Here is a 24,978-nt window from a genome sequence, read left to right on the forward strand (position 1 = left end):
GGAATATGCGAAGATGGTTATGCAATCTTTGTTTTTTTATCTTTTTTCCTTTATGGCTATCATTTCTTCATTTCTAGTTGTTACGGTGCGCAACCCCATATATTCAGTCTTTTCCCTTATTTTTGCATTTGTGAATGCTGCAGGTCTTTTCCTTCTTTTAGGAGCGGAATTTGTCGCAATGATTACTCTGGTCGTTTATGTAGGAGCCGTCATTGTTTTTTTTCTTTTTATTATTATGATGCTTGATATTGATATTGAGGTGGCAGAGCCAAGAAAAAAACGTGGATTTTTAGGATCTTTTTTTATAGGAATTTTAGCTGCTGAATTGATTGTATGTGCCAGTAATTTTATGGTTTTTAGCGCAGAAGGTGAGCTTTCTAGATTAGTTTTTAAGGGGAACAACGTAGAAAATATTGGCAAGGTATTATATACGCAATATGCGTATCCTCTCGAAATATCTGGATTTATTTTGTTATTATCTATGATTGGTGCGATTGTTCTCATGCTCCGACATCGTCGAGACATTAAAAGGCAAGATATTTCTAAGCAATTAGAAAGTAATCCTGATAATTCTATTGTTATGGTCAAAGTAAAATCAGGAAAGGGAATTTAAGATGAATATAGGTCTTTCTCATTATCTGATTGTATCTGCTGTGATATTTATTATTGGTTCTTCTGGAGTTTTTTTTAATCGTAAAAGTGTTATTACGATACTGATGTCAATAGAGTTGATGCTTTTAGCAGTCAATTTAAATATGATTTCTTTCTCCGCGTATATGCAGGATATTTCAGGTCAAATATTTTCTTTGTTTATTTTGCTAGTTGCGGCTGCCGAAACTTCTATAGGACTTGCTATTTTGGTTATTTTTTATAGGAAGTGTGGTTCGATTTCTGTTGATGATTTTAATCAAATGAAAGGTTGATGTGGCTATGATTTACGAGGTTATAGTTTTTCTTCCTCTCATAGGAGCGGTTTTCTCTGGTTTTTTTGGTCGCTTGATGGGAAAACAGTTTGCTGATATTTTTACCTCATTATTAATGGTTATAGGGGCATTTTTATCTTGGTATGTATTTTATGAGATAGGTTTTGGGCATGATGTTCAGGTCGTAAAACGTGAAATATTTCCTTGGATTATATTTGATGGATTGGATATTCCTTGGGGTTTGCGCATTGATACTCTTTCGTCCGTTATGTTTGTGGTAGTTAATTCTATTTCTGCAGTTGTTCACATATATTCTATTGGTTATATGCATGATGATCCACATCGCCCACGGTTTTTTTCTTATCTATCATTTTTTACCTTTGCGATGCTTGTGCTCGTTTCTTCTGATAATCTTTTGCAAATGTTTTTTGGTTGGGAAGGGGTTGGTCTGGCATCCTATTTGCTGATTGGTTTTTGGTCTTTTAAGGAATCTGCAATTAAAGCTTCGATGAAGGCTTTTGTTGTCAATAGAATAGGGGATTTAGGTCTTATTCTCGCAATTTCTGCGATAATTTATCTTTTTCATTCAGTTGATTTTGATGCTGTTTTTCAAAATGCTTCTCATTATTGGAAAATTGGAAATTCTGTCAGTTCTGGCATGGTCTCGCATAGGAGTTTTTCTTTTTTCGGAATAGATGTACATCCGCACGATTCTATTGCGATCATTTGTCTTTTGTTTTTTTTAGGCGCTATGGGGAAATCAGCCCAGCTTTTGTTGCATGTATGGCTTCCTGATGCTATGGAGGGTCCAACGCCTGTTTCTGCTCTCATCCATGCAGCTACTATGGTAACTGCAGGAGTTTTTTTAGTGGCCAGAATGTCTCCACTTTTTGAGCTTTCTCCCTTTGTTTTGGATTGTATAACAGTTCTCGGATGTATAACAGCGTTTTTTGCCGCGACGGTTGGGCTTGTTCAACATGACATCAAGCGTGTAATTGCATATTCAACTTGTTCGCAGTTAGGTTATATGTTTGTTGCCTTGGGGTGTAGGGCTTATGGCGCATCTATTTTTCATCTTTTTACACATGCATTTTTTAAGGCGCTTTTGTTTCTTGGTTCTGGTTCGGTCATACATGCTGTTGCTGGAGAACAGGATATGCGTCGCATGGGAGGATTATATCCACATTTGCCTAGAACATGTTGGATGATGATTGTGGGAACTCTAGCGTTGACAGGATTTGGGATTCCTGAAACAAGTATTGGTTTTTCCGGTTTTTTTTCTAAAGATATAATCTTGGAAGTGGCATATACCTCTTCGCATTTTACGTTTGTTTTTTTTCTTCTTTTATTCGCAGCTTTCTTAACAAGTTTTTATTCGTGGAGATTAATGTTCTTGACTTTTTTTGGAAAGATGCGGGTGGATAAAGACATATCTCATAAGATTCATGAATCTCCATTGGTAATGCAAATTCCGTTGTTTATTTTGGCGATAGGTTCTATATTCTTCGGGTTTATTTTTCACGATGTCTTCTTTGGAAGTGCATACTCTTCTTTTTGGAAAGGGGCGCTTTTCGCTTCTTCTTCTAATAATGTCCTAGAGAGATATCATGAAGTGCCATTATGGGTAGAGTATTCTTCTTTCATAGCTTTCTTTGTGGGTTTTTTTAGTGCTTTTTTAATGTATATTATCTGCCCGTCGCTTCCAAAATTTCTTTCTGAAAAATGTCGGTTTTTCTATTGTTTTCTTCAAAATGCGTGGTACTTTGATCGTATTTATGATTGCCTGTTAGTTCGCCCTATAGTTCGTTTGGCAACAATACTGTGGAAGCGTGTGGATTTATCAATAGATAAATATGGTCCTGGTGGCATTGTGGCTTGTGTACGCTATTTATCTTCTTATTCCAGTCGTTTACAAACAGGGTATCTAGATCATTATGCCTTTTCTATGTTAATAGGAATTTCCATATTGGTTATTGTGATGCTATTGCAAGGAAATATTTAATGAATTTGCCATTTCTTTCAATTGTAACCTTTCTGCCCTTTTTGGGAGTATTTGTTATTTTATTCTCTTCTTATTTAGGATGTGGGCGCCGTTCTTTTTTCGGCGTTGCTTTGGGGATCAGTACCATAAATTTTATTTTTTCCTTGTTTGTCTGGTCTGTATTTGACAAAGGGCGTAGCAGTTTCCAAATGATAGAATATTATCATTGGATTGATTATTTTTGTAGCTATCATCTGGGTGTTGATGGGATATCCATTCTTTTGGTAGTGCTGACTACTTTTCTTACGCCTTTCTGTATTTTATCGAGTTGGAAATCCATTCAAGAGAACTTCAGGGAGTATATGATTGCTTTTCTTGTTCTTGAATCTATGGTGATAGGCGCGTTTCTTTCATTAGATATGTTGTTATTTTACATATTCTTTGAAGCTAGTTTAATCCCTATGTTTGTTATCATAGGTGTATGGGGAGGAAGCGAGCGTATTTACGCGGCGTATAAGTTTTTTCTTTATACATTTTTTGGCTCTATTTTTATGTTGTTTGCTATTGTAGTGATGTGTTGGGAGAAAAAGACAAGTAGTATTATTGATCTTTATGCAATGAGTAAGTTTCCATTTTCTATACAATATTGGATGTGGATAGCTTTTTTCTGTTCTTTTGCGATAAAAATTCCTATGTTTCCTTTTCATACTTGGCTACCCAATGCTCATGTGCAAGCACCAACCGCTGGTTCAGTGTTTTTGGCTGGTATTATGCTGAAAATGGGAGGTTATGGTTGTATTAGGTTCTTATTGCCTCTTTTCCCTTTAGCGTCTCAATATTTTGCACCGGTTATCTTTTTTCTATCTTTGATAGCGATCATATACGCTTCTTTAGTTTCAATGGTTCAAACAGATATCAAAAAACTGATAGCATATTCTTCAATAGCGCATATGGGATATGTGACGATTGGTATATTCTCCGGGATGAAAAGTGGTGTAGAAGGGGCAATGTTTCAGATGTTATCACATGGTCTGGTATCTAGTGCCTTGTTTTTTTGTGTCGGGGTGATTTATGATCGGCTTCATACGCGTGATATTTTTGCCTATGGTGGATTAGTGCATAACATGCCAAGGTATGCAGTGGTAATGATGGTTTTTACAATGGCGAACATGGGACTCCCTGGAACATCTGGATTTATTGGAGAATTTTTAGTTATTATGTCTGTTTTCCAAAACAGTAATACGGTTGCTGTTTTGGCGTCTTTTGGTGTGGTATTATCCGCATTATATTCTTTATGGCTCTATCGTAAGGTTGTATTTGGTGTGTCAAAATGTGAAAAAGTACAACAGTTAAAAGATTTATCACTACGAGAGCGTTGTATGGTATATCCTATTGCGGTTTTGACGGTTTTTTTTGGAATATATCCTGTTCCAATTAGAGATACTTTTTCTGTGCCTCTTTCTTCTATTATTGAAAATTATACGTTGAAAACAGGATATAGTGATTCTGTAAAAGGATAGGGAAGACGGAATTGTTGTTATGAGTCCTGTAAGTTTTATAAATGATTTGCGTCTTTGCATCCCTGAGATAATTATTGCTTTTGGCATTCTCTTTCTTCTTTTAATGGGTGTTTTTTCGCGTCGGAAAAATGCCTTTCACTTAGTTGTTTTTCCAGTATGTTTATTAAGCATTGCCTTATTTTTCCTTCTTATTATGCCTTATGAAGGAATAGGTTTAGGGGGAGCTTATATTTCGGATCGCTTTTCATATTTTATCAAAGCGATTCTTTTGATGAGTAGCATCATTATTTTTATTAAGATGTTTAGTTGTATTTATGTAAAACCTTTTAGTTGTTTTGAATTCCCTGTTATCATGTTGATGGCTGTTTTGGGTATGCTTTGTATGATTTCAGCCAATGATATGATATCCTTCTACATGTCGCTCGAATTGCAATCTTTTGCGCTTTATGTGCTTATTGCTATGAATCGGAAGAGTGTTTTTTCTATTGAAGCCGCTCTTAAATATTTTGTATTAGGAGCTTTTTCTTCTGCTTTTTTATTATATGGGATCTCTTTCATTTATGGATTTACGGGTTGCACAGGTTTTTCACAAATAGCGACGTCTTTGTTTATTGGGCATAGGTCTTTTGTTCTGATTGTTGGAGTAGTGCTAATTCTAGTAGGTCTTTTCTTTAAAATGGCATTAGTTCCATTTCATATGTGGATACCTGATGTTTATGAAGGGTCGCCTATGTTTATGACTGCTTTTTTAGCAACTATCCCAAAGTTTGCTACGACGATGGCTCTTTGTCGCATCACCAGTGTTTTTTGGCCCATGCTTTCTGGCTTATTGCCTATTTTTATGTGTGTTTCTATTGGTTCAATGGTATTGGGTTCCGTTGTTGCAATCAGACAAAAGGATTTAAAACGTCTTATGGCTTATTCCTCTATAGGTCATGCGGGCTATGCTTTGATCGGTTTTTCCACTGGTATGCTTGGTATTGTTGCCATGGTTAGATATATGGTTATTTATCTGATTATGATGATCGGATTTTTTTCTTGTATTTTATCTTTGCGTCGTAAAGATGGAAATAATATTCAGAATATTTCTGATCTTGCGGGTTTATCACGACAAGATATTTTCTTGACCTGTGCCTTGACTATTTTTCTTTTTTCTTTGGCAGGTATTCCGCCTTTTGCAGGTTTCTTTGGTAAGTATTTTCTTCTCATTTCTGCTGTAAAAAGAGAATTTTATGTTTTAGCTATTGTCGCCCTACTGTCTTCTGTGATATCTGCTTATTATTATTTGCGTGTCATCAGTATCATGTGGTTTGATCAGTCAACAGAATGTGTCGTGGTCGTCGCAAAAGAAATGAGACTGTTTATTTTTGGATCTATCTTATTCGTCACTGGTTATTTCTTAATTGAAAATATCTTGAATTCTTCGATTATGAAGATAGTTATGTCTTTGTTTTAACAATGTTTTCTAATCTTAGTGAATGTCAAAATCCTTATAGTTTTCGATATGAATTCTTTGATACTATTTCTTCTACTAATGATGAATGTATGAAACGTGCGTTATCTGGAGATTTGGGAAATTTGTGGATCGTTGCGTCTTGTCAAACGGCTGGTCGAGGTCGTAGGGATAATAAATGGATTTCTGATAAGGGCAATCTCTATGCCTCGTTGTTATTGATTGATTCTATATCAAAAGATTCCCTAACGCTCTTATCATTTGCTATTGCTGTTGCTATGCGTTCAGTTATAGCATCTACACTTCCTGTTGGAACAGATGTTAAAATAAAATGGCCCAATGATATACTAGTCTTTCAACGTAAAATTGCTGGCATATTAATTGAGACTCTAAATTTAAAAAATGGTTTACAAGCAGTTGTCGTTGGAATAGGATTGAACGTAAAGCATTGTCCTGTAGACACCCCTTATCCTGTTACATCTTTGCAGAGAGAAGGAGGATGCATCGATTTAAAGGATATTTTTTCCCTTTTATTTCAAGATGTTGCGAGGGTATTAGACCTTTGGAAAAAAGATACGGGACGAGAAGAAATTATGAATCTCTGGCGTTGTTTTGCGTGTGGTATAGGTGATCTTATTACGATTAAACTATCATATGGTTCCATTTTAGGTCGTTTTGTTGGAGTCGACGATTTCGGATATCTATTATTAGAAGAAAAAAAAGGATGTGTTCGTCAGATTTTTACAGGAGATATTTTTACTTAGAATGGAAGATCGTATATAATGAAAAATGAGGAGTTGGTTTTTTTACCACTTGGTGGAGTTGGTGAAATCGGTATGAATATGGCTCTTTATGGCTATGGTTCTCCTAGTAGTCGTAAATGGATAATGATCGACTGTGGTGTTTCGTTCCCTAAAGATGATTTGCCAGGAGTCGATCTTGTATTCCCCGATATTACGTTCATTATGAAAGAGCGAAAGAACCTTATGGCGATTTTCATTACGCATGCGCATGAAGATCATTATGGTGCTTTACATGATTTGTGGTCGTTCCTCCATGTCCCTGTTTATGCTTCACCCTTTGCCATTGGTCTTTTAGAAGCAAAAAGAGTATATGAACGTGTTTCTAAAAAAATTCCTTGTATATCTTTTCAAGCAGGCGATAAGGTCGATGTAGGGGCTTTTTCTATAGAATCGGTGCGAGTCAATCATTCAATCCCTGAAACAATGGCATTAGTTATCCGTTCTCCAGTCGGTAATATTGTTCATACAGGTGATTGGAAGCTAGATGACGATGCAATATTAGGAGATGTCACTGATAAGGATTCTTTATGTGCTATAGGAAATGAAGGTATCCTTGCGTTAATGTGTGATTCCACTAATGCAATGCGTGAAGGGACTTGTATCTCAGAAAAAGGTATTAAGAAAAACATTTATGATATCATGAAAAATGCTAAAGGTTGTGTATTGGTTACAACTTTCTCATCTAGCGTTAGTCGAATTCGTAGCATTATAGATATTGCTGAACAGATAGGTCGCAAGATAGTCCTTCTTGGTTCTTCATTAAAACGTGTAGTGAGTGTCGCTATTGATGTGGGAATCATCAAAAAGGATCAGCTATTTCTTTCAGACGAAAGTTTTGGATTATATCCTCGTGAACAGTTAATTGTCATTGCAACTGGTAGTCAAGGTGAGCCTCGTTCTGCTTTGGCTCAGTTATCGCGTGGAGAAATGCGTAATGTAAAATTAGCCGAGAAAGATACGGTGATTTTTTCCTCTCGCGCTATACCAGGTAACGAAGTGGCAATAGGACATATAAAAAATAGATTGGTTGAGCAAGGTGTGCGGGTTATAGCCGAAGATGCGGAATGTCCGGTTCATGTTTCGGGTCATCCATATCCTAATGATTTGAAACGTATGTATCAGTGGATTCGTCCCCAAGTTTTAGTTGCAATTCATGGAGAACCATTACATCTTGTAGCGCATAAAGAACTTGCTTTGCAAGAAGGTATTGCGTGTGTTCCTCCTGTTCGAAATGGTAAGATGTTGCGTCTTTTCCCCGATCCAATAGAGATTATTGATGAAGTAGTGCATGGTCTTTTTCTAAAAGATGGTTTCTTGATTGGTAAGTTTGCTGATTTGGGAATTGCTAAGAGAAGACAACTTTCTTTTGTTGGGCATTTATCTGTCAATGTCCTTCTTGATAATCATTATAATATCTTCGGTGTGCCAGAAATTGTTGATATTGGCATACCTGCTTATGATGGGGATGGAGGAAAGATTCACAAGTTATTGTTGAAAACGGTGATTACAACGGTAGTTGATCTTCCTCAATTTCGTCGGAAAGATTTAAAGTTATTACGGGAATCAATCAGTAGTGCTTTGCGTTCTTTGTTAAAAAAAGTTTGGGGGAAAAAACCTCTTGTTACCGTTTTTATTAATAAAATATCGCGTCAGCGATAGTCCGCTGTGTGTAGTCTATTCTTAAAAATAATTCTTAAGTATATTGCAATGCAAAATGGTTTTTTTGGATGTCAAAGTTGCTGGTTATCAAATAAAGAAAAAGGAATGTAAAGGTGAGAAGATCAAAGTATTTTTTGCCGATTTTACAAGAAAATCCTAGAGATGCAGAAATAGCTTCGCATAAATTGATGTTGCGTACAGGGATGATACATCAGCATTCAAAGGGGATTTATTCTTGGCTTCCTTTAGGGCAAAAAGCTCTTGATAATGTCAATGCTATTATTCGTGAAGAGCAAAATCGCACCGGTGCAATTGAGATGAGCGTTCCAACTTTGCAATCAGCTGATTTGTGGGTTGAAAGTGGTCGATATGATTCTTATGGGAAAGAAATGCTTCGGCTTGCCGATAGAAATGATAAAGCAATGATTTACGGACCGACCCATGAAGAGGTAATGACAGATATTTTCCGTTCCCATATAAAATCTTATAGAAATCTGCCGTTTACCTTTTATCAAATTCAGTTAAAATTCCGAGATGAATTGAGACCACGTTTCGGAGTAATGCGTTCGCGCGAGTTTTTGATGAAGGATGCTTATTCGTTTGATTTGACTCCTGAAGGCTCAAAGCATTCATATAATAAAATGTTTGTTTCATATCTTCGTATCTTCCATCGTTTGGGATTAAAATCTATACCGATGCGTGCGGAATCTGGCCCAATTGGTGGAGATTTGAGCCACGAGTTCATCGTTCTTGCTGATACAGGTGAGACGCAGGTTTTTTGTAGTAAAGATTTTATGGATTTCCCGATTCCTTCAGAAAATACAGATTTCGATGATATTATCTCTTTGAACAGTATTGTCGAACAATGGACTGCTCCTTATGCTGCTACTTCCGATGTGCATAATGAAAAATTATTTGACTCTTTACCAGAAAACAAGCGAGTTTCGGCACGAGGTATTGAAGTAGGTCATATTTTTTATTTTGGCACTAAATATTCTCTTCCAATGTCGGCAACATTTAAAGGAGCAGATGGTAAAGACCATTATGTTCAGATGGGATCATATGGAATCGGTGCTATGCGTGTTGTTGCTGCTGTTATTGAATCTTCACATGATGGAAAGGGCATTATATGGCCTGATTCAGTTGCGCCTTTCAAAATATCTCTCATTAATATCAAAGCACATGATCAAGTGTGTCGTGATGCATGTGAAAAGATTTATGCACGGCTTTCCAAAGTGGGATGTGATGTATTCTGGGATGATATGGGTGAACAGATAGGATCTCAATTTGCGGTAGCTGACTTGTTGGGTTTTCCTTTGCAGGTCATTGTTGGTTCCAAGTTTGTTTCTGATTCAAAGGTTGAAATTAAACATAGATTGACGGGTATAAGGGAAGATATGTCATTAGAGGAAGTTATCAATTATGCTTCCCATCGTTTTAGCAATAACCGTCCTGTCTTATAATACAAAAGGCATATGAGTATTTTTTCCAGATTCGAAGTAATAGTCGCTTGGCGATATTTGTTTTCGAATCGAAAAAATGCGTTTATTTCTATCGCTTCTTTTATATCTTTTATTGGAGTCATGATAGGAGTAATGGCTTTGATCGTTGTCATGTCTGTCATGAATGGATTTCGTGAAGATATGATAAAACGTGTTTTAGGGATCAATGGACATGTTGTGATACAGCAGAAGTATTATCCTCTCGTTGATTACCAATTTATTGCTAATCGGTTGGATTTTATTCCAGATGTTATAAAAGTTTTGCCTTTTGTAAGTGGTCAAGCATTTGTTTCTGGATTAAGTTCCGGTGGATCTGGCGTTTTGGTACGAGGTATTTCTAACAGTGATTTTTCTTATTTGCAAAATTCTTTTTCTCGTTTCTATGGGAATGTATCAAATGATTTTGATCGAGGTAAAGGGGTTATTATAGGAAAAGATCTTGCCCGTAATTTAGGTATATCAATAGGAGATAAGATTAATATTCTTTCGCCATATGGTGATGTTACGCCGATGGGTATGGGAATCCGTTCTAAATCGTATACTGTCTTGGGAATGTTCCGAATGCGTTTCCCAGATTATGATAATGGGATGGTTTATATGTCCCTTCAGGAAGCACAATTGTATTTTAATCTTGAGAATGCTGTGTCAGGAATAGAAGTATTTGTGAAAGATCCTGATGCGATCGAAAAAACACATGAAAATATTGTAAGGATTCTTGGCAATGGTGTTGTGGTTATTGATTGGCAGCAACGCTATCAAATTTTTTTTTCTGCTATGAAAGTTGAGAGTAATGCTATGTTTGTTATTCTGGCATTAATAGTCTTAGTTGCTGCTCTTAACATTATATCTAGTTTAGTCATGTTAGTGCAAGAAAGACGGCGAGATATAGCAATTTTGCGTACGATGGGAGCGCGTATTTCTTCCATTATGAGCATATTTTTTATGATAGGTGCTTTTATTGGTATTGCTGGCACTGGTATGGGTATGATTGTCGGTATTTTGATTTCCTGCAATGTTGAAGCTATAAGGAAATTTTTTTTGCATACACTAGGTGTGGTAATATTTGATACAGAAGCGTATTTATTAACTGAATTGCCTTCTAAAATTTCATGGGTTGAGGTTTCATGGATAATAAGTATGGCTCTTGCTTTATCTCTATTGGCAACAATTTTCCCAAGTTGGAAGGCATCGCGGATAGATCCTGTCAAAGTATTACGCGGTGAATGAGGGACAATAGTGGATAGTGCAGAAGTTTTGTTACTCCAGAATGTTAAACATAGCTATCGTCAGGTTGGCAAACCTTTTCCAGTACTTGAGAATGTTCATCTTAGTTTAAAAAAGGGTGAAATTGTTGCTCTTGTTTCTCCATCAGGAACAGGAAAGTCAACTATTTTGCATATTGCGGGTTTATTAGAAGTTCCTGATCAAGGCAATGTTATTATTGCAAACCAATTATGTAATAAATTATCTGATGATAAAAAATCATTCTTGCGTTGTTCTAAAATTGGTTTTGTATATCAAGAACATCGTTTATTAATGGATTTTTCTGTAATAGAAAATATAATTTTTCCTCAAATTATTGCTGGAATCAATCATAAGACGGCATACCAACGTGCTATGGATCTTTTGAGTTATATGGATATGTCCCAATATGCTAATCGCCGTTCTTCTGATATTTCTGGAGGTGAACAACAAAGGGTGGCAATTTGCCGTGCCATTGCCAATAAGCCTTTGATTATTTTAGCTGATGAGCCTACAGGTAATTTAGATCTTAAAACAGCACAACAGGTTTTTAGCATTTTAAAATATTTAGTCGTTCGTTCAGGTTTAGCGGCACTTATTGCGACACATAATCATGATCTTGCATCTCAGATGGATCGGCAAATTACTATTAGAGATGGTATGATTGCTGACTTATAAATTGTGTTATTGCTCTGTTTTAGGGAGATGTCCCAATACCATATAGTTGACATCCATATTTTTTGCAGAAAGCTGCCATTTATTGCAAAATACATTATAGACCACGCCGACACGGTCTATAATTTTTACTTTATTTGCTGCTAGAAAGCATTCCATTTCTGTTGGTTTGATAAATTTGTCGTATTGGTGGGTGCCTTTTGGGAGCCATTGCAGTAGGTATTCTGCTCCGATAATGGCTAATAACATTGCTTTCAAGTTACGATTAATCGTAGAGATAAACATAAGCCCATTGCTTAGAAGAAGCGAACAACAGGTTTTGATGAAGTAGGGAATATTGTCAACATGTTCTATGACTTCCATATTTAAGATGATGTCGAATTTCTCATCAGTTTCAGCTATTTCTTCTGCACAACTAACGCGATAGTCGATGTTGATGTTTTTCATGTTTGCGTGGTTTTTTGCTATCGCAATGTTTTTAGTAGAAGGGTCAATGCCTGTTACGGTTGCTCCCATTTGTGCCATGGGTTCTGAAAGCAATCCTCCGCCACATCCTAGATCTAATATGCGTAATCCTTTGAAAGGATGGGTATCATCACTTTTGCATTGAAAGTGTTGCATGATTTTATCTTGAATATACTTGATTCTCACTGGATTTATTTGATGAAGGGGTTTAAATTTTCCAGTGGGTTCCCACCACTCTGATGCTATGTTTGAAAATTGGTTGATGGCATCTTGGTTTTTAGTGGTATAGTTCGGATACTTTTTTTTCATTTGAACCTCCTGACAAAATCATATAGATATGATTGACATATTTGGTAATATTTGCAAGTACGATCTTTTTTTGACACAAGGATATGGTCAATTGCCAAACGTTTTATAATTAATGAAGAAGGCTATTGTTGAGAATAATATGGCACGTATTGTTATGAAATTTGGTGGTACCTCTGTAGCTAATATTGATTGTATTCGTAGTGCCGCTTTGCATGTTAAGCGCGAAGTTGATAGAGGGCAAGAAGTTGCGATGGTTGTTTCTGCTATGAGTGGCGAAACGGATCGGCTTGCTGAATTATGTAGACAAGTGACGTCTATCGATAATGCACGTGAAAGAGATGTTGTTATTTCTACAGGAGAGCAGGTATCTTCTGGATTGATGGTGCTTGCTTTGCAGTCATTGGGTATTCAAGCCATTTCATTGCAAGGATGGCAGATTCCTATTATGACAGATTCTCTGCATGGGATGGCACGTATATGCCGTGTAGATGAGAAAAAAATTGTTACTCATTTGAAGAAAAAACAGGTAGTAGTTATCACTGGTTTTCAAGGATTGAGTCATGACAACAGTGTCACTACTCTTGGCAGGGGGGGGTCTGATACATCTGCGGTTGCAATCGCTGCCGCTATTAAGGCGGATCGTTGTGATATTTATACTGATGTTTGTGGGATTTATACTACTGATCCACGTATTGAGCCAAAGGCTCATTTGATGAAAAAGATTTCTTTCGAAGAAATGTTAGAAATGTCATCTCTTGGAGCTAAAGTGATGCAAGTTCGCTCCGTAGAATTGGCAATGCTTTATAAGATGTGTTTGTTTGTTCGTTCGAGTTTTGAAGATCATGGACAACAGGAACAATTAGGAACACTTATTTGTAGTGGGGAAGATATCATGGAAAAAAAAGTAATTACTGGCATTGCTTATACGAAGGATGAGGCTCAAATTTCTTTGAGACGTTTGCGAGATCATCCTGGTATATCAGCATCTATTTTTTCTCCTCTTGCAGAAGCTCATATTAATATTGATATGATTATTCAAAATGTTTCTGAGGATGGGCAATACGTAGATATAACGTTTACGACGCCTTCATCGAGTTTAGAAAAAGCGCTTGCCGTTTTATCCGATAATAAAGAAAATATTGGTTATGATGTTATTCAGCACGAGGATAATCTCGTCAAAATTTCTGCTATTGGTATTGGAATGCAGAGTTATGCTGGAGTAGCATCAGCGTTCTTTTTATGTCTTGCCGAAAAGGGTATCAATATTAAAGCAATTACGACATCTGAAATAAAAATATCTGTTTTAATTGATAGTGCGTATACTGAATTGGCTGTAAGATCTTTACATTCTTGTTATGGTCTAGATGTTCAGTAATATCGATTGTGTTTTTTTCTTTCAAAAAGATGTAAGCTGTTCTTTTTTAGTAATAAGTATTTGTACGACACCTTGTTTATAGTAGATATGATTTTTTGGTATATAGAAATTATTCTCTGAGAATTTCTATTGACGAAAAGAGTTGATCGTGGTAGAGCATTCGGGAGTTGAGGAATAGGGAATTTTTATTCTACGTGTTTGAAATGGATCGTTTTCTTTTTAGTGAAATCTGTTTTTTGATTGTGCGTTGCGCATGATTTTCCTTATTAGATTTTTTTCCTCTTTTAGGTATTTATGAGTTTGTCCGTTTTTTGAGCAAACCTTTCCCACGTTTTACTTGAAGATGTTGATGCTTTTTCGGTTTATGGTGGTGTGTTGCAAAGTGGCAATTTTGTAGGATTATAGGTAGATTATTTGGGTATTTGTGTGGCTGCTAGACAATTCGCTTTTTCATTAAATATTTCTTTTTCCATGTGGTTAGGAAGGTGCTTTTTTGAAAATATGCTAGGGACGAACTGGTAATCGGAGTTGAGGTTTTTTTGCAACCGCGTTTGTGAATTAGTAAATATTTCTTTGTGGATTTGCTTTTTTTCGAAGTGATCTCTGGTGTATAAAATGGCTTTAGAGCTCGTTATAGTTAGGTGATCAATTATATGATTGGTATTTATACGTTGGGGTTATGGTTATATCTTTATTGGTATTAGTATACGATTTATCTAATTAAAGTAGTATTCTTCCTTATGTATCTGTTTGAGAGTTTGATGCTACCCGCACTTGGAATTGTAGCGATGAGTTCGTATTTTTCCTTTCGAGGCAATAATTCTTAAAACGCATACCCTTTATTGATAAATATCGTTAATCTTTGTCAAAAGTAGGGATATTATTAGTTGAGGGATAAGTAGATGGGGTGGAATATTTAGGATATGTTAATTTTTTTCTTTGTCCAGTTTAGGTAGAGATTTGTAGTATAGTGCCTATTTGTATTGATTCTTTGCTGAGAGTTTTAGGGTTTGGTTTTTCTTTCTCACAAGCAAATATGCGATTTGAAGAATCGTTTTGCTGAAATTGAATTACGTATGTCTGAATCGCCTTCTGTCGATGCTTATATTAAATTGACTGAGGAGTATGCGGCGATCAGTCCTATAATATCGAAGATTAGTATTTATGATCAAAAAAAACAGGAAGAACAAGATCTGCATACTGTCATCGGTGATCACAATAGTGATTCAGAAATTCGGGATCTTGCTCAGATTGAGGTTTTAGCAATAGAAAAAGAAATTAGAGAGCTTGAGAATGAAATAAATTATCTTCTTTTGCCCAAAGATACAGATGATGACAAAAGCTGTATTCTTGAGATTCGTGCTGGAACGGGAGGATCCGAAGCTGCGTTGTTTGTTGGTGATCTTTTTCGTATGTACGAGCGCTACGCTGCATTACGCAAATGGAAGGTAGAGGTGTTGTCGTCGAGTGATAATGATGATGGTGGGTATAAAGAGATAGTGGCAACAATATCTGGACGTGGAGTGTTTTCCCGTATGAAATTTGAGTCAGGTGTTCATAGAGTGCAACGTGTTCCTGCAACTGAAGCAAGTGGACGTGTTCATACTTCTGCAGCAACTGTTGCGGTATTGCCAGAAGCAGCAGAGATAGATGTAGATATTCCTCTGGAAGATATTCGTATTGATACTATGCGTGCATCTGGTTCAGGAGGACAACACGTGAATACTACGGATTCAGCAGTGAGAATTACACATATTCCTACTGGAATAATGGTAACTTCTTCTGAAAAATCACAGCATCAGAATAGATTGCGAGCCATGAAGGTTTTGAGAGCACGCTTGTATGATGTTGAAAGAAAGCGTATGGCAAATGAGAGATCTGCAAATCGTAAATTACAAATAGGATCAGGAGATCGCTCTGAGCGTATTCGGACTTATAATTTCTCGCAAGGTCGTATTACAGATCACAGAATAAACTTGACTTTATATAAGTTAGAATATGTTTTGCAGGGGTATATTGACGATATCATCAATCCCTTACTTACCGCACATCAAGCAAAAATGATAGGTTCCGCTAGTGAGTAATTTATTTCTGACCCAAGAACTACCCCATACTGTTGCGGGTTTTCTTTCTTTGATCAAGTGTTGTTTTAAGAGGTCAGGCTTGCAGGCATTAAGGGATTCTCACTCTTTTTTATGTAGAGTAACGGGATTATCGTCGCATCAGGTGATTGTTGATCCTGATAGCGTCCTTGATGATCGGCAGAGATTTTTTCTTACAAATGCAATTGTTCGCTCTCTTAAACATGAATCAATACATCGTATCCTTGGATGGCGGGATTTTTATAACGTAAGATTAACTCTTTCATCGGATACTTTTGAACCTCGTCCTGAAACAGAGTTGTTAGTTGATTCTGCGTTAGCGTTTTCTCTTCCCCGTATAGAGAAGAGAGATGTTGTACGTATTCTTGATCTTGGCACGGGTACAGGAGCGGTTTGCCTTGCATTATTAAAAGAATCCCCTTTTTTTAAAGGCGTTGGAGTTGATATTTCTTGTAAAGCGCTTGAAATTGCAAAGAGCAATGCTGTTACGAATGGCGTCTCAGAGAGGTTCGATACATTGCAAAGTGATTGGTTTTCTTCTGTTGAAGGTTTGTTTGATGTTATTGTTTCTAATCCGCCCTATATAGAATCTGTTATTGTGGATTGTCTCGGTCTTGAAGTAAGGGATTTCGATCCACGCATCTCTCTTGATGGCGGCATAGATGGTCTTTCTCATTATCGTACTATAGCAGACGGTGTCTCGCGTCATTTAAATAAGGATGGATTGTGTAGTGTAGAAATTGGTTATAATCAAAAAGTGGACGTAGTGCGTATTTTTGAAAGTCGGAAATTATTTTTAGTCAATGCTTTTAAGGATTATGGAGGAAATGATAGAGTGCTATTATTTTGTCGGTGATATTGTGGTTTTGTTAAAAAAGAAATTTCTTATAATATAAGAAGATGAAAGTGTTGTGAATTAGATGGGCTAATAAATTAAATTTTTCTTTTAAAAGTAGTGAACAGCAAGTATTCTCATAAATTGGATGGATAATAGATGAGGTCAGTGCAACAATATAAACGTAGTCGTGGAAGAGGATCTAACGGCGGAAACGGGAGTTTCAATCGTAAAAATCTTAACCCATTAGTGCGTAATTATGATAGTAATGGATATGATGTTAAGGTTCGTGGTACAGCTCAGCATATAGCGGAGAGATATTCAGTTCTCGCACGCGATGCGATGAGTGCTGGGGATTATGTGGTCGCAGAAAATCATTTGCAGCATGCAGAGCACTACAATCGCATTGTCTCTATGGCGCAAGCGCAGATACAAGAAAAATTGCAACGCGATGAACAGGATGATCTTCTTGTTAAAGAGCAAAAAGAACGTGCACAAAATGCACTGAGTGAATTTGAGGCAAGTCCGTGTCCGTTGATTGAAGAAGGGAAAGAACCGATATTTGAGAATAGTATACAGCCCAAGGTTGAAGATGTAGCATTTAAAACACCTGATATATCTCGTGAAAAAGACGTGTCTTATAAAAAAGTACGTCGTAGAAGACCGCTACGTCCACGTGTCTTTCCTAACGCTAAAAGTGGCAATCAACCTGTAGAAGCAACGGAGACCATTGTTCCCCAAGAGCTTAACTCGGATAATGCGAGCAGTGTAGATCAAGATTGTAAGGTGTGAATCTCGTAATTTAGTTGAATCTATTAGACAATAGAGGGTTGTGATGAATAGTGATAAATATTCAGACTTGATGCGTAATGTTCTGCAATCTGCCCAGACGTATGCTTTGGCTCAAGGTCATCAAAATTTAGTACCTGAGCATGTTTTGCATATTTTTCTTGAAGATGAACAGGGAGCTGTTTATTCGTTGATTCAGTGTTCTGGGGGAGATATTGCGCAACTCAAGGATTACAATCAAACGGTTCTTTCTAAAATTCCAAAAGTTACAGGAGGAGGGGCACAGGTTTATCTTTCCCAGCCTTTAGCTGTAATACTTTCTAAGTCAGAGGAAATAGCAAAGAAATCAGGTGATTCTTTTGTCACAGCCGAAAAATTTCTTTTGGCAATGGTAATGGAAACAGGGGGTATAGGGGAATCTCTTAAAAAATGTGGGCTTAAATTTTCTCGTCTTGAAGAATCCATCAAGAAACTACGTAAGGGACGTGTAGCTGATTCGGTTAATGCTGAGCAAGGATTTGATGCTTTAAAGAAGTATTGTCGTGATCTAACAGAGGAAGCGCGGAATGGAAAGCTTGATCCAGTCATTGGGCGTGATGACGAGATGCGTCGTGCAATTCAGGTTTTGTCGCGTCGTACTAAGAATAATCCAGTATTAATTGGTGATCCTGGTGTTGGAAAAACAGCCATCATTGAAGGTTTAGCCTCGCGCATCATTAACGGAGATATCCCTGAATCTTTAAAAGGTAAGAGATTAATGGCTCTTGATATGGGGGCGTTAATCGCAGGTGCTAAATTCAGAGGGGAGTTTGAAGAGAGGTTAAAATCTCTCCTTTGTGAGATACGATCAGAAGATGGAGAAATAATTTTATTCATTGATGAGTTGCATGTATTGGTGGGAGCAGGCAAAACCGATGGTGCAATGGATGCCTCTAATTTGCTCAAGCCTTCACTAGCTCGAGGAGAGTTGCATTGTATTGGGGCGACGACATTAGATGAATATCGTAAATATATAGAAAAAGATCCTGCTTTGGCTCGTAGATTTCAGTCTCTCTTAGTGGGGGAGCCTACGGTTACTGACACAATATCCATTTTGCGAGGTTTGAAAGAAAGATATGAACAGCACCATAAAGTGCGAATCTCTGACTCAGCATTAGTTAGTGCTGCTGTTCTTTCTAATCGTTATATTACAGATCGTTTCCTTCCTGATAAGGCTATCGATTTGATGGATGAAGCTTCTGCTCGTGTGCGTATGCAAATCGATACAAAACCCGAGGTTTTAGATGAGCTTGATCGTCGGATTATTTGTCTCAAAATAGAGAAAGAAGCTTTAAAGAAGGAAAAAGATAGTTTTTCTAAAGGGCGTCTTATAGAATTAGAAAAAGAATTATCTTCTTTAGAGGAAAAATCACATTCTTTAACGCTACGTTGGCAGGAAGGTCAGCGAAAAATTTTGTATGTAGCTGATCTTAAAAAGCGTTTAGAATCAATGCGTAATGAACTGGCTATAGCACAACGTCAAGGACATTTTGAACGTGCTGGAGAGCTTGCTTATGGTTTGATTCCGAAAACAGAAAAAGAATTGGATGAAGCCGAAAAAGCAGATAGTACGGCAGAAGATATGGTTCAAGAAGTTGTCACTTCTGATAACATTGCTAATATTGTATCACGTTGGACGGGTATTCCTGTTGATAAGATGTTAGAGAGTGATCGAGAAAAGTTTTTGCGGATAGAAACAGAGATTTCTAAGTCAGTTATTGGTCAGTCTGCGGCTGTTGAGTCTGTATCTAACGCGTTACGGCGTTTTCGAGCTGGTTTGCAAGATCCACAGCGTCCAATGGGATCTTTTATGTTTTTAGGTCCCACCGGAGTCGGAAAGACAGAGTTGGTTAAGTCTTTAGCGCGATTATTGTTTGATGATGAAAATTCTATGATTCGAATAGATATGTCTGAGTATATGGAAAAACATTCTGTATCTCGTCTTATAGGTTCTCCACCTGGTTATGTTGGATACGAAGAAGGGGGTGCTTTGACTGAAGCGGTGCGTAGGCATCCTTATCAAGTTGTTTTGTTTGATGAAATAGAAAAGGCACATTCAGATGTTCATAATATTTTATTACAAGTTCTAGATGATGGAAGGTTGACAGATAGCCAAGGTCGTACGGTGGATTTTCGCAATACTTTGATTATTATGACTTCTAATTTAGGCGCAGAATATTTAATAGAAGATGGTGATTCTGTGCATGATAAAGTAATGGGAATTGTGCGTTCTGCATTCAAACCCGAATTTTTGAATCGTTTGGACGAAATAATATTGTTTGAGAAGTTACGTAAAGAGGATATGGCAAAGATTGTTCGTATTCAACTGGGTAGAGTATTATCTCTTATTAAAGAGAGAAATATTTCTATGGATTTTGATGATCAAGTCATTGATTGGTTATCTTGTAGAGGATACGATCCTTCTTATGGTGCTCGACCATTGAAGCGTGTGATACAAAGGTATATTCAGAATCCATTAGCTGAGAGAGTTCTTTCTCAAACGATATCTGATGGCGATTCTATTGAAGTTTTTGTTGATGATGATAACCTAAATTTTCGAGTTATTTAAAGGTAAATAAGATAGTATGTGAATATTTTGTATATTCTAAAAATTTTTTGGGTCGTTTTTCCCGATTTAGAGTACAAGTATTGGTACTAAATTATAAAATTCATGGGTAAAAATTTAGCGAAATTCGGGTATTTGAGTGTTTGGGGTTTCGTTTTTGGGTATCACGTATACAAATTTTTTTTATCGCTTTGTTGATTGTATTTTCTCTCTCTTGGTTTGTTTTTACTTTGCTTTATTTGATTGGTGATGTTCGCTTAAGGACATGTGATTTTCAAATGACCTTTTTTTGTAAGTAATGGTGTGTTTTTGATCATTTTGATATTGTATTCTACCGCTTGTATGTTTTAAATTTTTGATCTAAATATAGTTTTGTTTGATTATATTTTTACTTTGTAGCTTGCATGATAATATATTGTTTTCTTAAAATCATTGCATAAAACCAGTGAATACTGACTTAGTGGCTAGTAAAAAGAGGTTTTTTAGGGTTTTCTCCATTGTTGAGTAGAGAATTAATTCTTTTTTTCTCCATAGCGAAACGTTGAAGTAGATCTCCTTTTAAATTTTCCCTTTCGGGAATTCGAACTTTCGTGGAGTCTACTTTTATTCCATTGACAATTAATTCATAATGCAAATGCGGGCCTGTTGATAATCCTGTTGTTCCAATCCATCCAATTATTTGTCCTTGTTTAACAGCTGTTCCTGCTTTAATATTTTTAGCAATCGCATCTTGGTGATTATAAGAAGAGACATATCCATTTCCATGATGGATCAGTGTTTGTTTGCCATAACCACCCGCCCAATTGGCTTTTTCCACAATACCATCGCCTACAGCGACGATAGGTGTTCCTCTTGGTGCAGCCCAATCCACTCCTGTATGCATGCGTGAATAACCTAAGATAGGATGATATCGCATACCAAATCCAGAAGTCATACGTCCAAATGGGACAGGAGTACGCAATAAAAATGGTCGAGAGCTTTTTCCATTTTCATTAAAGTATTCTACCGATCCATCAACAGGATTTAAAAAGCGATAAAAGCGAGTTCGGGTTTCGCCAAAACGAGCATGAATATATAATAATTCAGAGTCATCGCTGGCTTGGTTATTAGCGTGATTAACGGAAAAAAAAGTTTCAAGGAAATCAGTAGGTTTTAAATGTTCTTGTAAATTCACGCTGCTTGCTAAGGTTCTCATAATTAGTTTCACTAGATTGCTATTCATGCCATTGAAAGAAGTAGCACGCCATATTCCATCATAAATATTGGGTGATTCTTCAGAAGTTCGCATGTAGTCCATCTGATGATTTATATCCATTTTAACAGGTTCTACTCCTAGCACGTACTCATTATTGTCATTGAGAGCAATCGTTAATAGATGTTTTTGTTTATGGTAAATGCTGAACCTTACTATCGTAAATTTGTCGTCTTTTTGTACAACTCCGATTCTGAGAATTTCATCTTTTGTTAGTTGATCTACACGTACTTCATTCTTCAAGGCTTTAGCTATTTTAGCACTATCGCCATTAGAATAACCGGCGTGTACCATGGCATCGAAAATTGTTGTATTATGTTGTATTGGTATTAAATCATCAGCAAACTCTGGAATTTTATCTATCAATACCTGAGGTGACGTGATCGTCCGATTTTCTTCAATGATTTTGATTTTTTTGCTATAAGTAATAGGATGATCATGTCTTTGATCTAGGGTTTGGGGATCAGCATAATATAAAGTAAATGATTGATTCTTCTTATTATGCAAGAGAAAAAATTGATTCATGATCGCATTTTTAATTTCTTCATCTTGTGCAGTATGATCTAACTGAATACGAGTAATATCTGTGGGAAAATTGATTTTTTGAGTGGTAACTTCAAACGAATCAACATTATGGATTGTATCCATGAGCATTTGTGATGAGGATTCGATTTTTCCTTCGGAAAAAATTTTTAATGGATCGAATTTTGGGTGATCTTTAACTTTTGGATATGGTGTAGCGAATGTCATCCTAGCATAAGCAAACGGAATTTTTTTAATAATATCCTTGTTGTGATCTTTGATAAGAGTTGGAACTTCGATAATTATTTTTTCAGGATGCTTAGATTTTGTTTTTGGCGACAATCTTGCTCTCTGCATAGAGGAGAGTTTGGCGCTTAAATTGATAGCATTCTCTTCTGACGTTTGATGAGACAACTTGGCTGGTATTGCTATTTTTTGATGACCATCTAAAGCAGTTAAAAGTGATCCTCCAATGATGACTCCGGATGTTATGCCAGCAAAGAATGTTGTGGATAACCATCGAAGGGATACTTTGCGTCTATTATCTAAAAATATTTTCGCATCATTGTTTCCTAAAATAGGAGGGGTATCCCCAAACGAAAATAATATGTCTCTTTTGTTAGATATGGTACACAATGTCATTTCAGATGTAATATTTTACAATTCCTATTTTACTAGCAAGATAAATTCGTAAGGGGATATAATTTTTCTTCCTAAGAGTCAAATATTGGTTATTGTATCTTTGAGTATTATTGGTTGGAGTATTTTTTTTGAGTAATTTTGGTTGACTTGGTTATGTGATCTGTTTAGTACTGGTGACGTTATTTGAGAATAGAATAGAGAGAAGAAAGGGAGACGTGGACGGCGGTTTTTTTTATTTTTGTAATTATGTTATTAATTACGATGTGAGAGGTTCGTTGTTCATGTTTTTCTGTTGTTATGACGTTGGAAGATGTTTGTAGCATTGGATTTTACATGGCAGTGCCTTTGGCAAGAACATGAGAGTTTGATCCTGGCTCAGAACGAACGCTGGCGGCAGGCCTAACACATGCAAGTCGAGCGCGTATGCGAATACGAGCGGCAGACGGGTGAGTAACGCGTAGGAATCTACCTTTTTCTACGGGATAACGCATGGAAACGTGTGCTAATACCGTATACGCCCTATTGGGGGAAAGATTTTATTGGAGAGAGATGAGCCTGCGTTGGATTAGCTAGTTGGTAGGGTAAGAGCCTACCAAGGCTACGATCTATAGCTGGTCTGAGAGGACGATCAGCCACACTGGGACTGAGACACGGCCCAGACTCCTACGGGAGGCAGCAGTGGGGAATATTGGACAATGGGGGCAACCCTGATCCAGCCATGCCGCGTGAGTGAAGAAGGCCTTAGGGTTGTAAAGCTCTTTCGCCGGAGAAGATAATGACGGTATTCGGAGAAGAAGCCCCGGCTAACTTCGTGCCAGCAGCCGCGGTAATACGAAGGGGGCGAGCGTTGTTCGGAATAACTGGGCGTAAAGGGCGCGTAGGCGGGCGATTAAGTTAGAGGTGAAATCCCAGGGCTCAACCTTGGAACTGCCTTTAATACTGGTTGTCTAGAGTTTAGGAGAGGTGAGTGGAATTCCGAGTGTAGAGGTGAAATTCGTAGATATTCGGAGGAACACCGGTGGCGAAGGCGGCTCACTGGCCTGATACTGACGCTGAGGCGCGAAAGCGTGGGGAGCAAACAGGATTAGATACCCTGGTAGTCCACGCCGTAAACGATGAGTGCTAGCTGTTGGGTGGTTTACCATTCAGTGGCGCAGCTAACGCATTAAGCACTCCGCCTGGGGAGTACGGTCGCAAGATTAAAACTCAAAGGAATTGACGGGGGCCCGCACAAGCGGTGGAGCATGTGGTTTAATTCGATGCAACGCGCAGAACCTTACCAGCCCTTGACATGTATAGGACGATATCAGAGATGGTATTTTCTTTTCGGAGACCTTTACACAGGTGCTGCATGGCTGTCGTCAGCTCGTGTCGTGAGATGTTGGGTTAAGTCCCGCAACGAGCGCAACCCCTGCCTCTAGTTGCCATCAAGTTTAGGTTTTTACCTAGATGTTGGGTACTTTATAGGGACTGCCGGTGATAAGCCGGAGGAAGGTGGGGATGACGTCAAGTCCTCATGGCCCTTATGGGCTGGGCTACACACGTGCTACAATGGTGGTTACAATGGGTTGCGAAGTCGCGAGGCGGAGCTAATCCCCAAAAGCCATCTCAGTTCGGATTGCACTCTGCAACTCGAGTGCATGAAGTCGGAATCGCTAGTAATCGCGGATCAGCATGCCGCGGTGAATACGTTCTCGGGCCTTGTACACACCGCCCGTCACACCATGGGAGTTGGTTTTGCCTGAAGACGGTGTGCTAACCGCAAGGAGGCAGCCGGCCACGGTAGGGTCAGCGACTGGGGTGAAGTCGTAACAAGGTAGCCGTAGGGGAACCTGCGGCTGGATCACCTCCTTTCTAAGGAAGATGTTGAGTATCATTGAATTTATTGAGTGATCTGAACGTTTTTTGAAGATTAAAGCTTTTAATTAAGCTTGATATAAATTTGCTGTTGTGAAGCAGCGTTTTTAAAAGGATCGCCGTCCATGTTTCTCTTTCTTTTCGGATTTTTTGCGATGATGGGGGGTCGTTAATATTTGGTTTTGAGGGCCCGTAGCTCAGGTGGTTAGAGTGCACCCCTGATAAGGGTGAGGTCGGTAGTTCAAATCTACCTGGGCCCACCACTTTTTGTTCAGGGGGCCGTAGCTCAGTCGGTAGAGCGCCTGCTTTGCAAGCAGGATGCCAGCGGTTCGATTCCGCTCGGCTCCACCATTGGCGTAATTATGGAATTTTGTTCTGATTTTTTGGAGCAAGAGTTTTTTGAAAATTGAATAGAAGATATATTTTTTTGTATTTTTTATGTTGGCATTGTATGCGACATATAAGAT

General features: G+C 37.7%; 17 protein-coding genes, 2 tRNA genes and 1 rRNA gene. 18 read left to right on the plus strand and 2 right to left on the minus strand.

Going from position 1 to position 24,978, the window contains the following annotated elements; translation table 11 throughout:
* The first annotated feature begins 13 nt into the window (after positions 1-13).
* The 10 genes from CD16_RS03765 (at position 14) to CD16_RS03810 (ending at position 11,761) form a co-directional block, all read left to right on the plus strand.
* Positions 14-613 (plus strand): NADH-quinone oxidoreductase subunit J, encoded by a 600-nt coding sequence (locus CD16_RS03765; protein WP_015452695.1) that lies wholly within the window; start codon positions 14-16, stop codon positions 611-613.
* A gap of 1 nt (position 614) precedes the next feature.
* Positions 615-923 (plus strand): NADH-quinone oxidoreductase subunit NuoK, encoded by a 309-nt coding sequence (nuoK, locus tag CD16_RS03770; protein ID WP_015452696.1) that lies wholly within the window; start codon positions 615-617, stop codon positions 921-923.
* Between the two features lie 7 nt (positions 924-930).
* Complete coding sequence (nuoL, locus tag CD16_RS03775) at positions 931-2,925, plus strand: NADH-quinone oxidoreductase subunit L (RefSeq protein WP_031934964.1); 1,995 nt, start codon at positions 931-933, stop codon at positions 2,923-2,925.
* Entirely contained in the window at positions 2,925-4,424 is a 1,500-nt protein-coding gene (locus CD16_RS03780; protein WP_015452698.1) for an NADH-quinone oxidoreductase subunit M, read from the plus strand. The genes nuoL and CD16_RS03780 overlap by 1 nt, the downstream gene beginning before the upstream one ends.
* 19 nt (positions 4,425-4,443) lie before the next feature.
* On the plus strand, positions 4,444-5,880 hold the full coding sequence (locus CD16_RS03785; RefSeq protein WP_015452699.1) for an NADH-quinone oxidoreductase subunit N: 1,437 nt from the start codon (positions 4,444-4,446) through the stop codon (positions 5,878-5,880).
* Between the two features lie 2 nt (positions 5,881-5,882).
* Positions 5,883-6,641, plus strand: a complete 759-nt coding sequence (locus CD16_RS03790; RefSeq protein ID WP_015452700.1) for a biotin--[acetyl-CoA-carboxylase] ligase — start codon at positions 5,883-5,885, stop codon at positions 6,639-6,641.
* Between the two features lie 15 nt (positions 6,642-6,656).
* Positions 6,657-8,339: a ribonuclease J gene (locus tag CD16_RS03795; protein WP_031934966.1), complete on the plus strand. Its 1,683-nt coding sequence runs from the start codon at positions 6,657-6,659 to the stop codon at positions 8,337-8,339.
* 113 nt (positions 8,340-8,452) lie between these two features.
* Positions 8,453-9,802, plus strand: coding sequence for a proline--tRNA ligase (gene proS, locus CD16_RS03800; protein ID WP_015452702.1), 1,350 nt, complete (start codon positions 8,453-8,455; stop codon positions 9,800-9,802).
* 12 nt (positions 9,803-9,814) lie between these two features.
* The gene (locus CD16_RS03805; RefSeq protein WP_015452703.1) at positions 9,815-11,068 is read left to right on the plus strand and encodes a lipoprotein-releasing ABC transporter permease subunit; all 1,254 of its coding nucleotides are present in this window, start codon (positions 9,815-9,817) and stop codon (positions 11,066-11,068) included.
* A gap of 9 nt (positions 11,069-11,077) precedes the next feature.
* The gene (locus CD16_RS03810) at positions 11,078-11,761 is read left to right on the plus strand and encodes an ABC transporter ATP-binding protein (protein WP_015452704.1); all 684 of its coding nucleotides are present in this window, start codon (positions 11,078-11,080) and stop codon (positions 11,759-11,761) included.
* A gap of 6 nt (positions 11,762-11,767) precedes the next feature.
* Here CD16_RS03810 and ubiG read toward each other — a convergent pair whose 3' ends face one another.
* Positions 11,768-12,532, minus strand: coding sequence for a bifunctional 2-polyprenyl-6-hydroxyphenol methylase/3-demethylubiquinol 3-O-methyltransferase UbiG (gene ubiG / locus CD16_RS03815; RefSeq protein WP_015452705.1), 765 nt, complete (start codon positions 12,530-12,532; stop codon positions 11,768-11,770).
* A 139-nt stretch (positions 12,533-12,671) separates the two neighbouring features.
* Between ubiG and CD16_RS03820 the strand changes: the two genes are divergently transcribed.
* The 5 genes from CD16_RS03820 (at position 12,672) to clpB (ending at position 20,241) form a co-directional block, all read left to right on the plus strand.
* Positions 12,672-13,907 carry an aspartate kinase gene (locus CD16_RS03820; RefSeq protein WP_015452706.1) on the plus strand — a complete coding sequence of 412 codons (1,236 nt, stop codon included), beginning with the start codon at positions 12,672-12,674 and terminating at the stop codon, positions 13,905-13,907.
* Positions 13,908-14,917: 1,010 nt separating this feature from the next.
* Positions 14,918-15,991 (plus strand): peptide chain release factor 1, encoded by a 1,074-nt coding sequence (prfA, locus tag CD16_RS03825; protein ID WP_015452707.1) that lies wholly within the window; start codon positions 14,918-14,920, stop codon positions 15,989-15,991.
* Positions 15,984-16,865 carry a peptide chain release factor N(5)-glutamine methyltransferase gene (gene prmC, locus CD16_RS03830; protein ID WP_015452708.1) on the plus strand — a complete coding sequence of 294 codons (882 nt, stop codon included), beginning with the start codon at positions 15,984-15,986 and terminating at the stop codon, positions 16,863-16,865. The genes prfA and prmC overlap by 8 nt, the downstream gene beginning before the upstream one ends.
* Positions 16,866-17,003: 138 nt before the next feature.
* On the plus strand, positions 17,004-17,636 hold the full coding sequence (locus CD16_RS03835; protein ID WP_015452709.1) for a DUF4167 domain-containing protein: 633 nt from the start codon (positions 17,004-17,006) through the stop codon (positions 17,634-17,636).
* Positions 17,637-17,679: 43 nt separating this feature from the next.
* The gene (gene clpB, locus CD16_RS03840; protein ID WP_015452710.1) at positions 17,680-20,241 is read left to right on the plus strand and encodes an ATP-dependent chaperone ClpB; all 2,562 of its coding nucleotides are present in this window, start codon (positions 17,680-17,682) and stop codon (positions 20,239-20,241) included.
* A 454-nt stretch (positions 20,242-20,695) separates the two neighbouring features.
* On the opposite strand, the gene CD16_RS03845 is transcribed toward clpB, so the two are convergent.
* On the minus strand, positions 20,696-22,654 hold the full coding sequence (locus CD16_RS03845; protein WP_015824932.1) for a M23 family metallopeptidase: 1,959 nt from the start codon (positions 22,652-22,654) through the stop codon (positions 20,696-20,698).
* Between the two features lie 352 nt (positions 22,655-23,006).
* On the opposite strand from CD16_RS03845, the gene CD16_RS03850 reads away from it, so the two are divergent.
* The 3 genes from CD16_RS03850 to CD16_RS03860 all read left to right on the plus strand — a co-directional run bounded on the left by CD16_RS03850 (position 23,007) and on the right by CD16_RS03860 (position 24,862).
* A 16S ribosomal RNA gene (locus CD16_RS03850) occupies positions 23,007-24,508 on the plus strand.
* 189 nt (positions 24,509-24,697) lie between these two features.
* A tRNA-Ile gene (locus CD16_RS03855) sits at positions 24,698-24,774 on the plus strand.
* Between the two features lie 12 nt (positions 24,775-24,786).
* A tRNA-Ala gene (locus tag CD16_RS03860) sits at positions 24,787-24,862 on the plus strand.
* Positions 24,863-24,978: the final 116 nt, after the last annotated feature.

Origin of the sequence: Candidatus Liberibacter asiaticus (assembly GCF_000590865.3) — a bacterium.
In the GTDB taxonomy this organism is placed as follows: domain Bacteria; phylum Pseudomonadota; class Alphaproteobacteria; order Rhizobiales; family Rhizobiaceae; genus Liberibacter; species Liberibacter asiaticus.

What these genes read in the sequence shown, in the direction of transcription:
- CD16_RS03765 (WP_015452695.1), top strand. Translation starts at nt 14, where the DNA reads ATGGTTATGCAATCTTTGTTTTTTTATCTTTTTTCCTTTATGGCTATC.
- nuoK (WP_015452696.1), top strand. Translation starts at nt 615, where the DNA reads ATGAATATAGGTCTTTCTCATTATCTGATTGTATCTGCTGTGATATTT.
- nuoL (WP_031934964.1), top strand. Translation starts at nt 931, where the DNA reads ATGATTTACGAGGTTATAGTTTTTCTTCCTCTCATAGGAGCGGTTTTC.
- CD16_RS03780 (WP_015452698.1), top strand. Translation starts at nt 2,925, where the DNA reads ATGAATTTGCCATTTCTTTCAATTGTAACCTTTCTGCCCTTTTTGGGA.
- CD16_RS03785 (WP_015452699.1), top strand. Translation starts at nt 4,444, where the DNA reads ATGAGTCCTGTAAGTTTTATAAATGATTTGCGTCTTTGCATCCCTGAG.
- CD16_RS03790 (WP_015452700.1), top strand. Translation starts at nt 5,883, where the DNA reads ATGTTTTCTAATCTTAGTGAATGTCAAAATCCTTATAGTTTTCGATAT.
- CD16_RS03805 (WP_015452703.1), top strand. Translation starts at nt 9,815, where the DNA reads ATGAGTATTTTTTCCAGATTCGAAGTAATAGTCGCTTGGCGATATTTG.
- ubiG (WP_015452705.1), bottom strand. Translation starts at nt 12,532, where the DNA reads ATGAAAAAAAAGTATCCGAACTATACCACTAAAAACCAAGATGCCATC.
- CD16_RS03820 (WP_015452706.1), top strand. Translation starts at nt 12,672, where the DNA reads ATGGCACGTATTGTTATGAAATTTGGTGGTACCTCTGTAGCTAATATT.
- CD16_RS03835 (WP_015452709.1), top strand. Translation starts at nt 17,004, where the DNA reads ATGAGGTCAGTGCAACAATATAAACGTAGTCGTGGAAGAGGATCTAAC.
- clpB (WP_015452710.1), top strand. Translation starts at nt 17,680, where the DNA reads ATGAATAGTGATAAATATTCAGACTTGATGCGTAATGTTCTGCAATCT.
- CD16_RS03845 (WP_015824932.1), bottom strand. Translation starts at nt 22,654, where the DNA reads ATGACATTGTGTACCATATCTAACAAAAGAGACATATTATTTTCGTTT.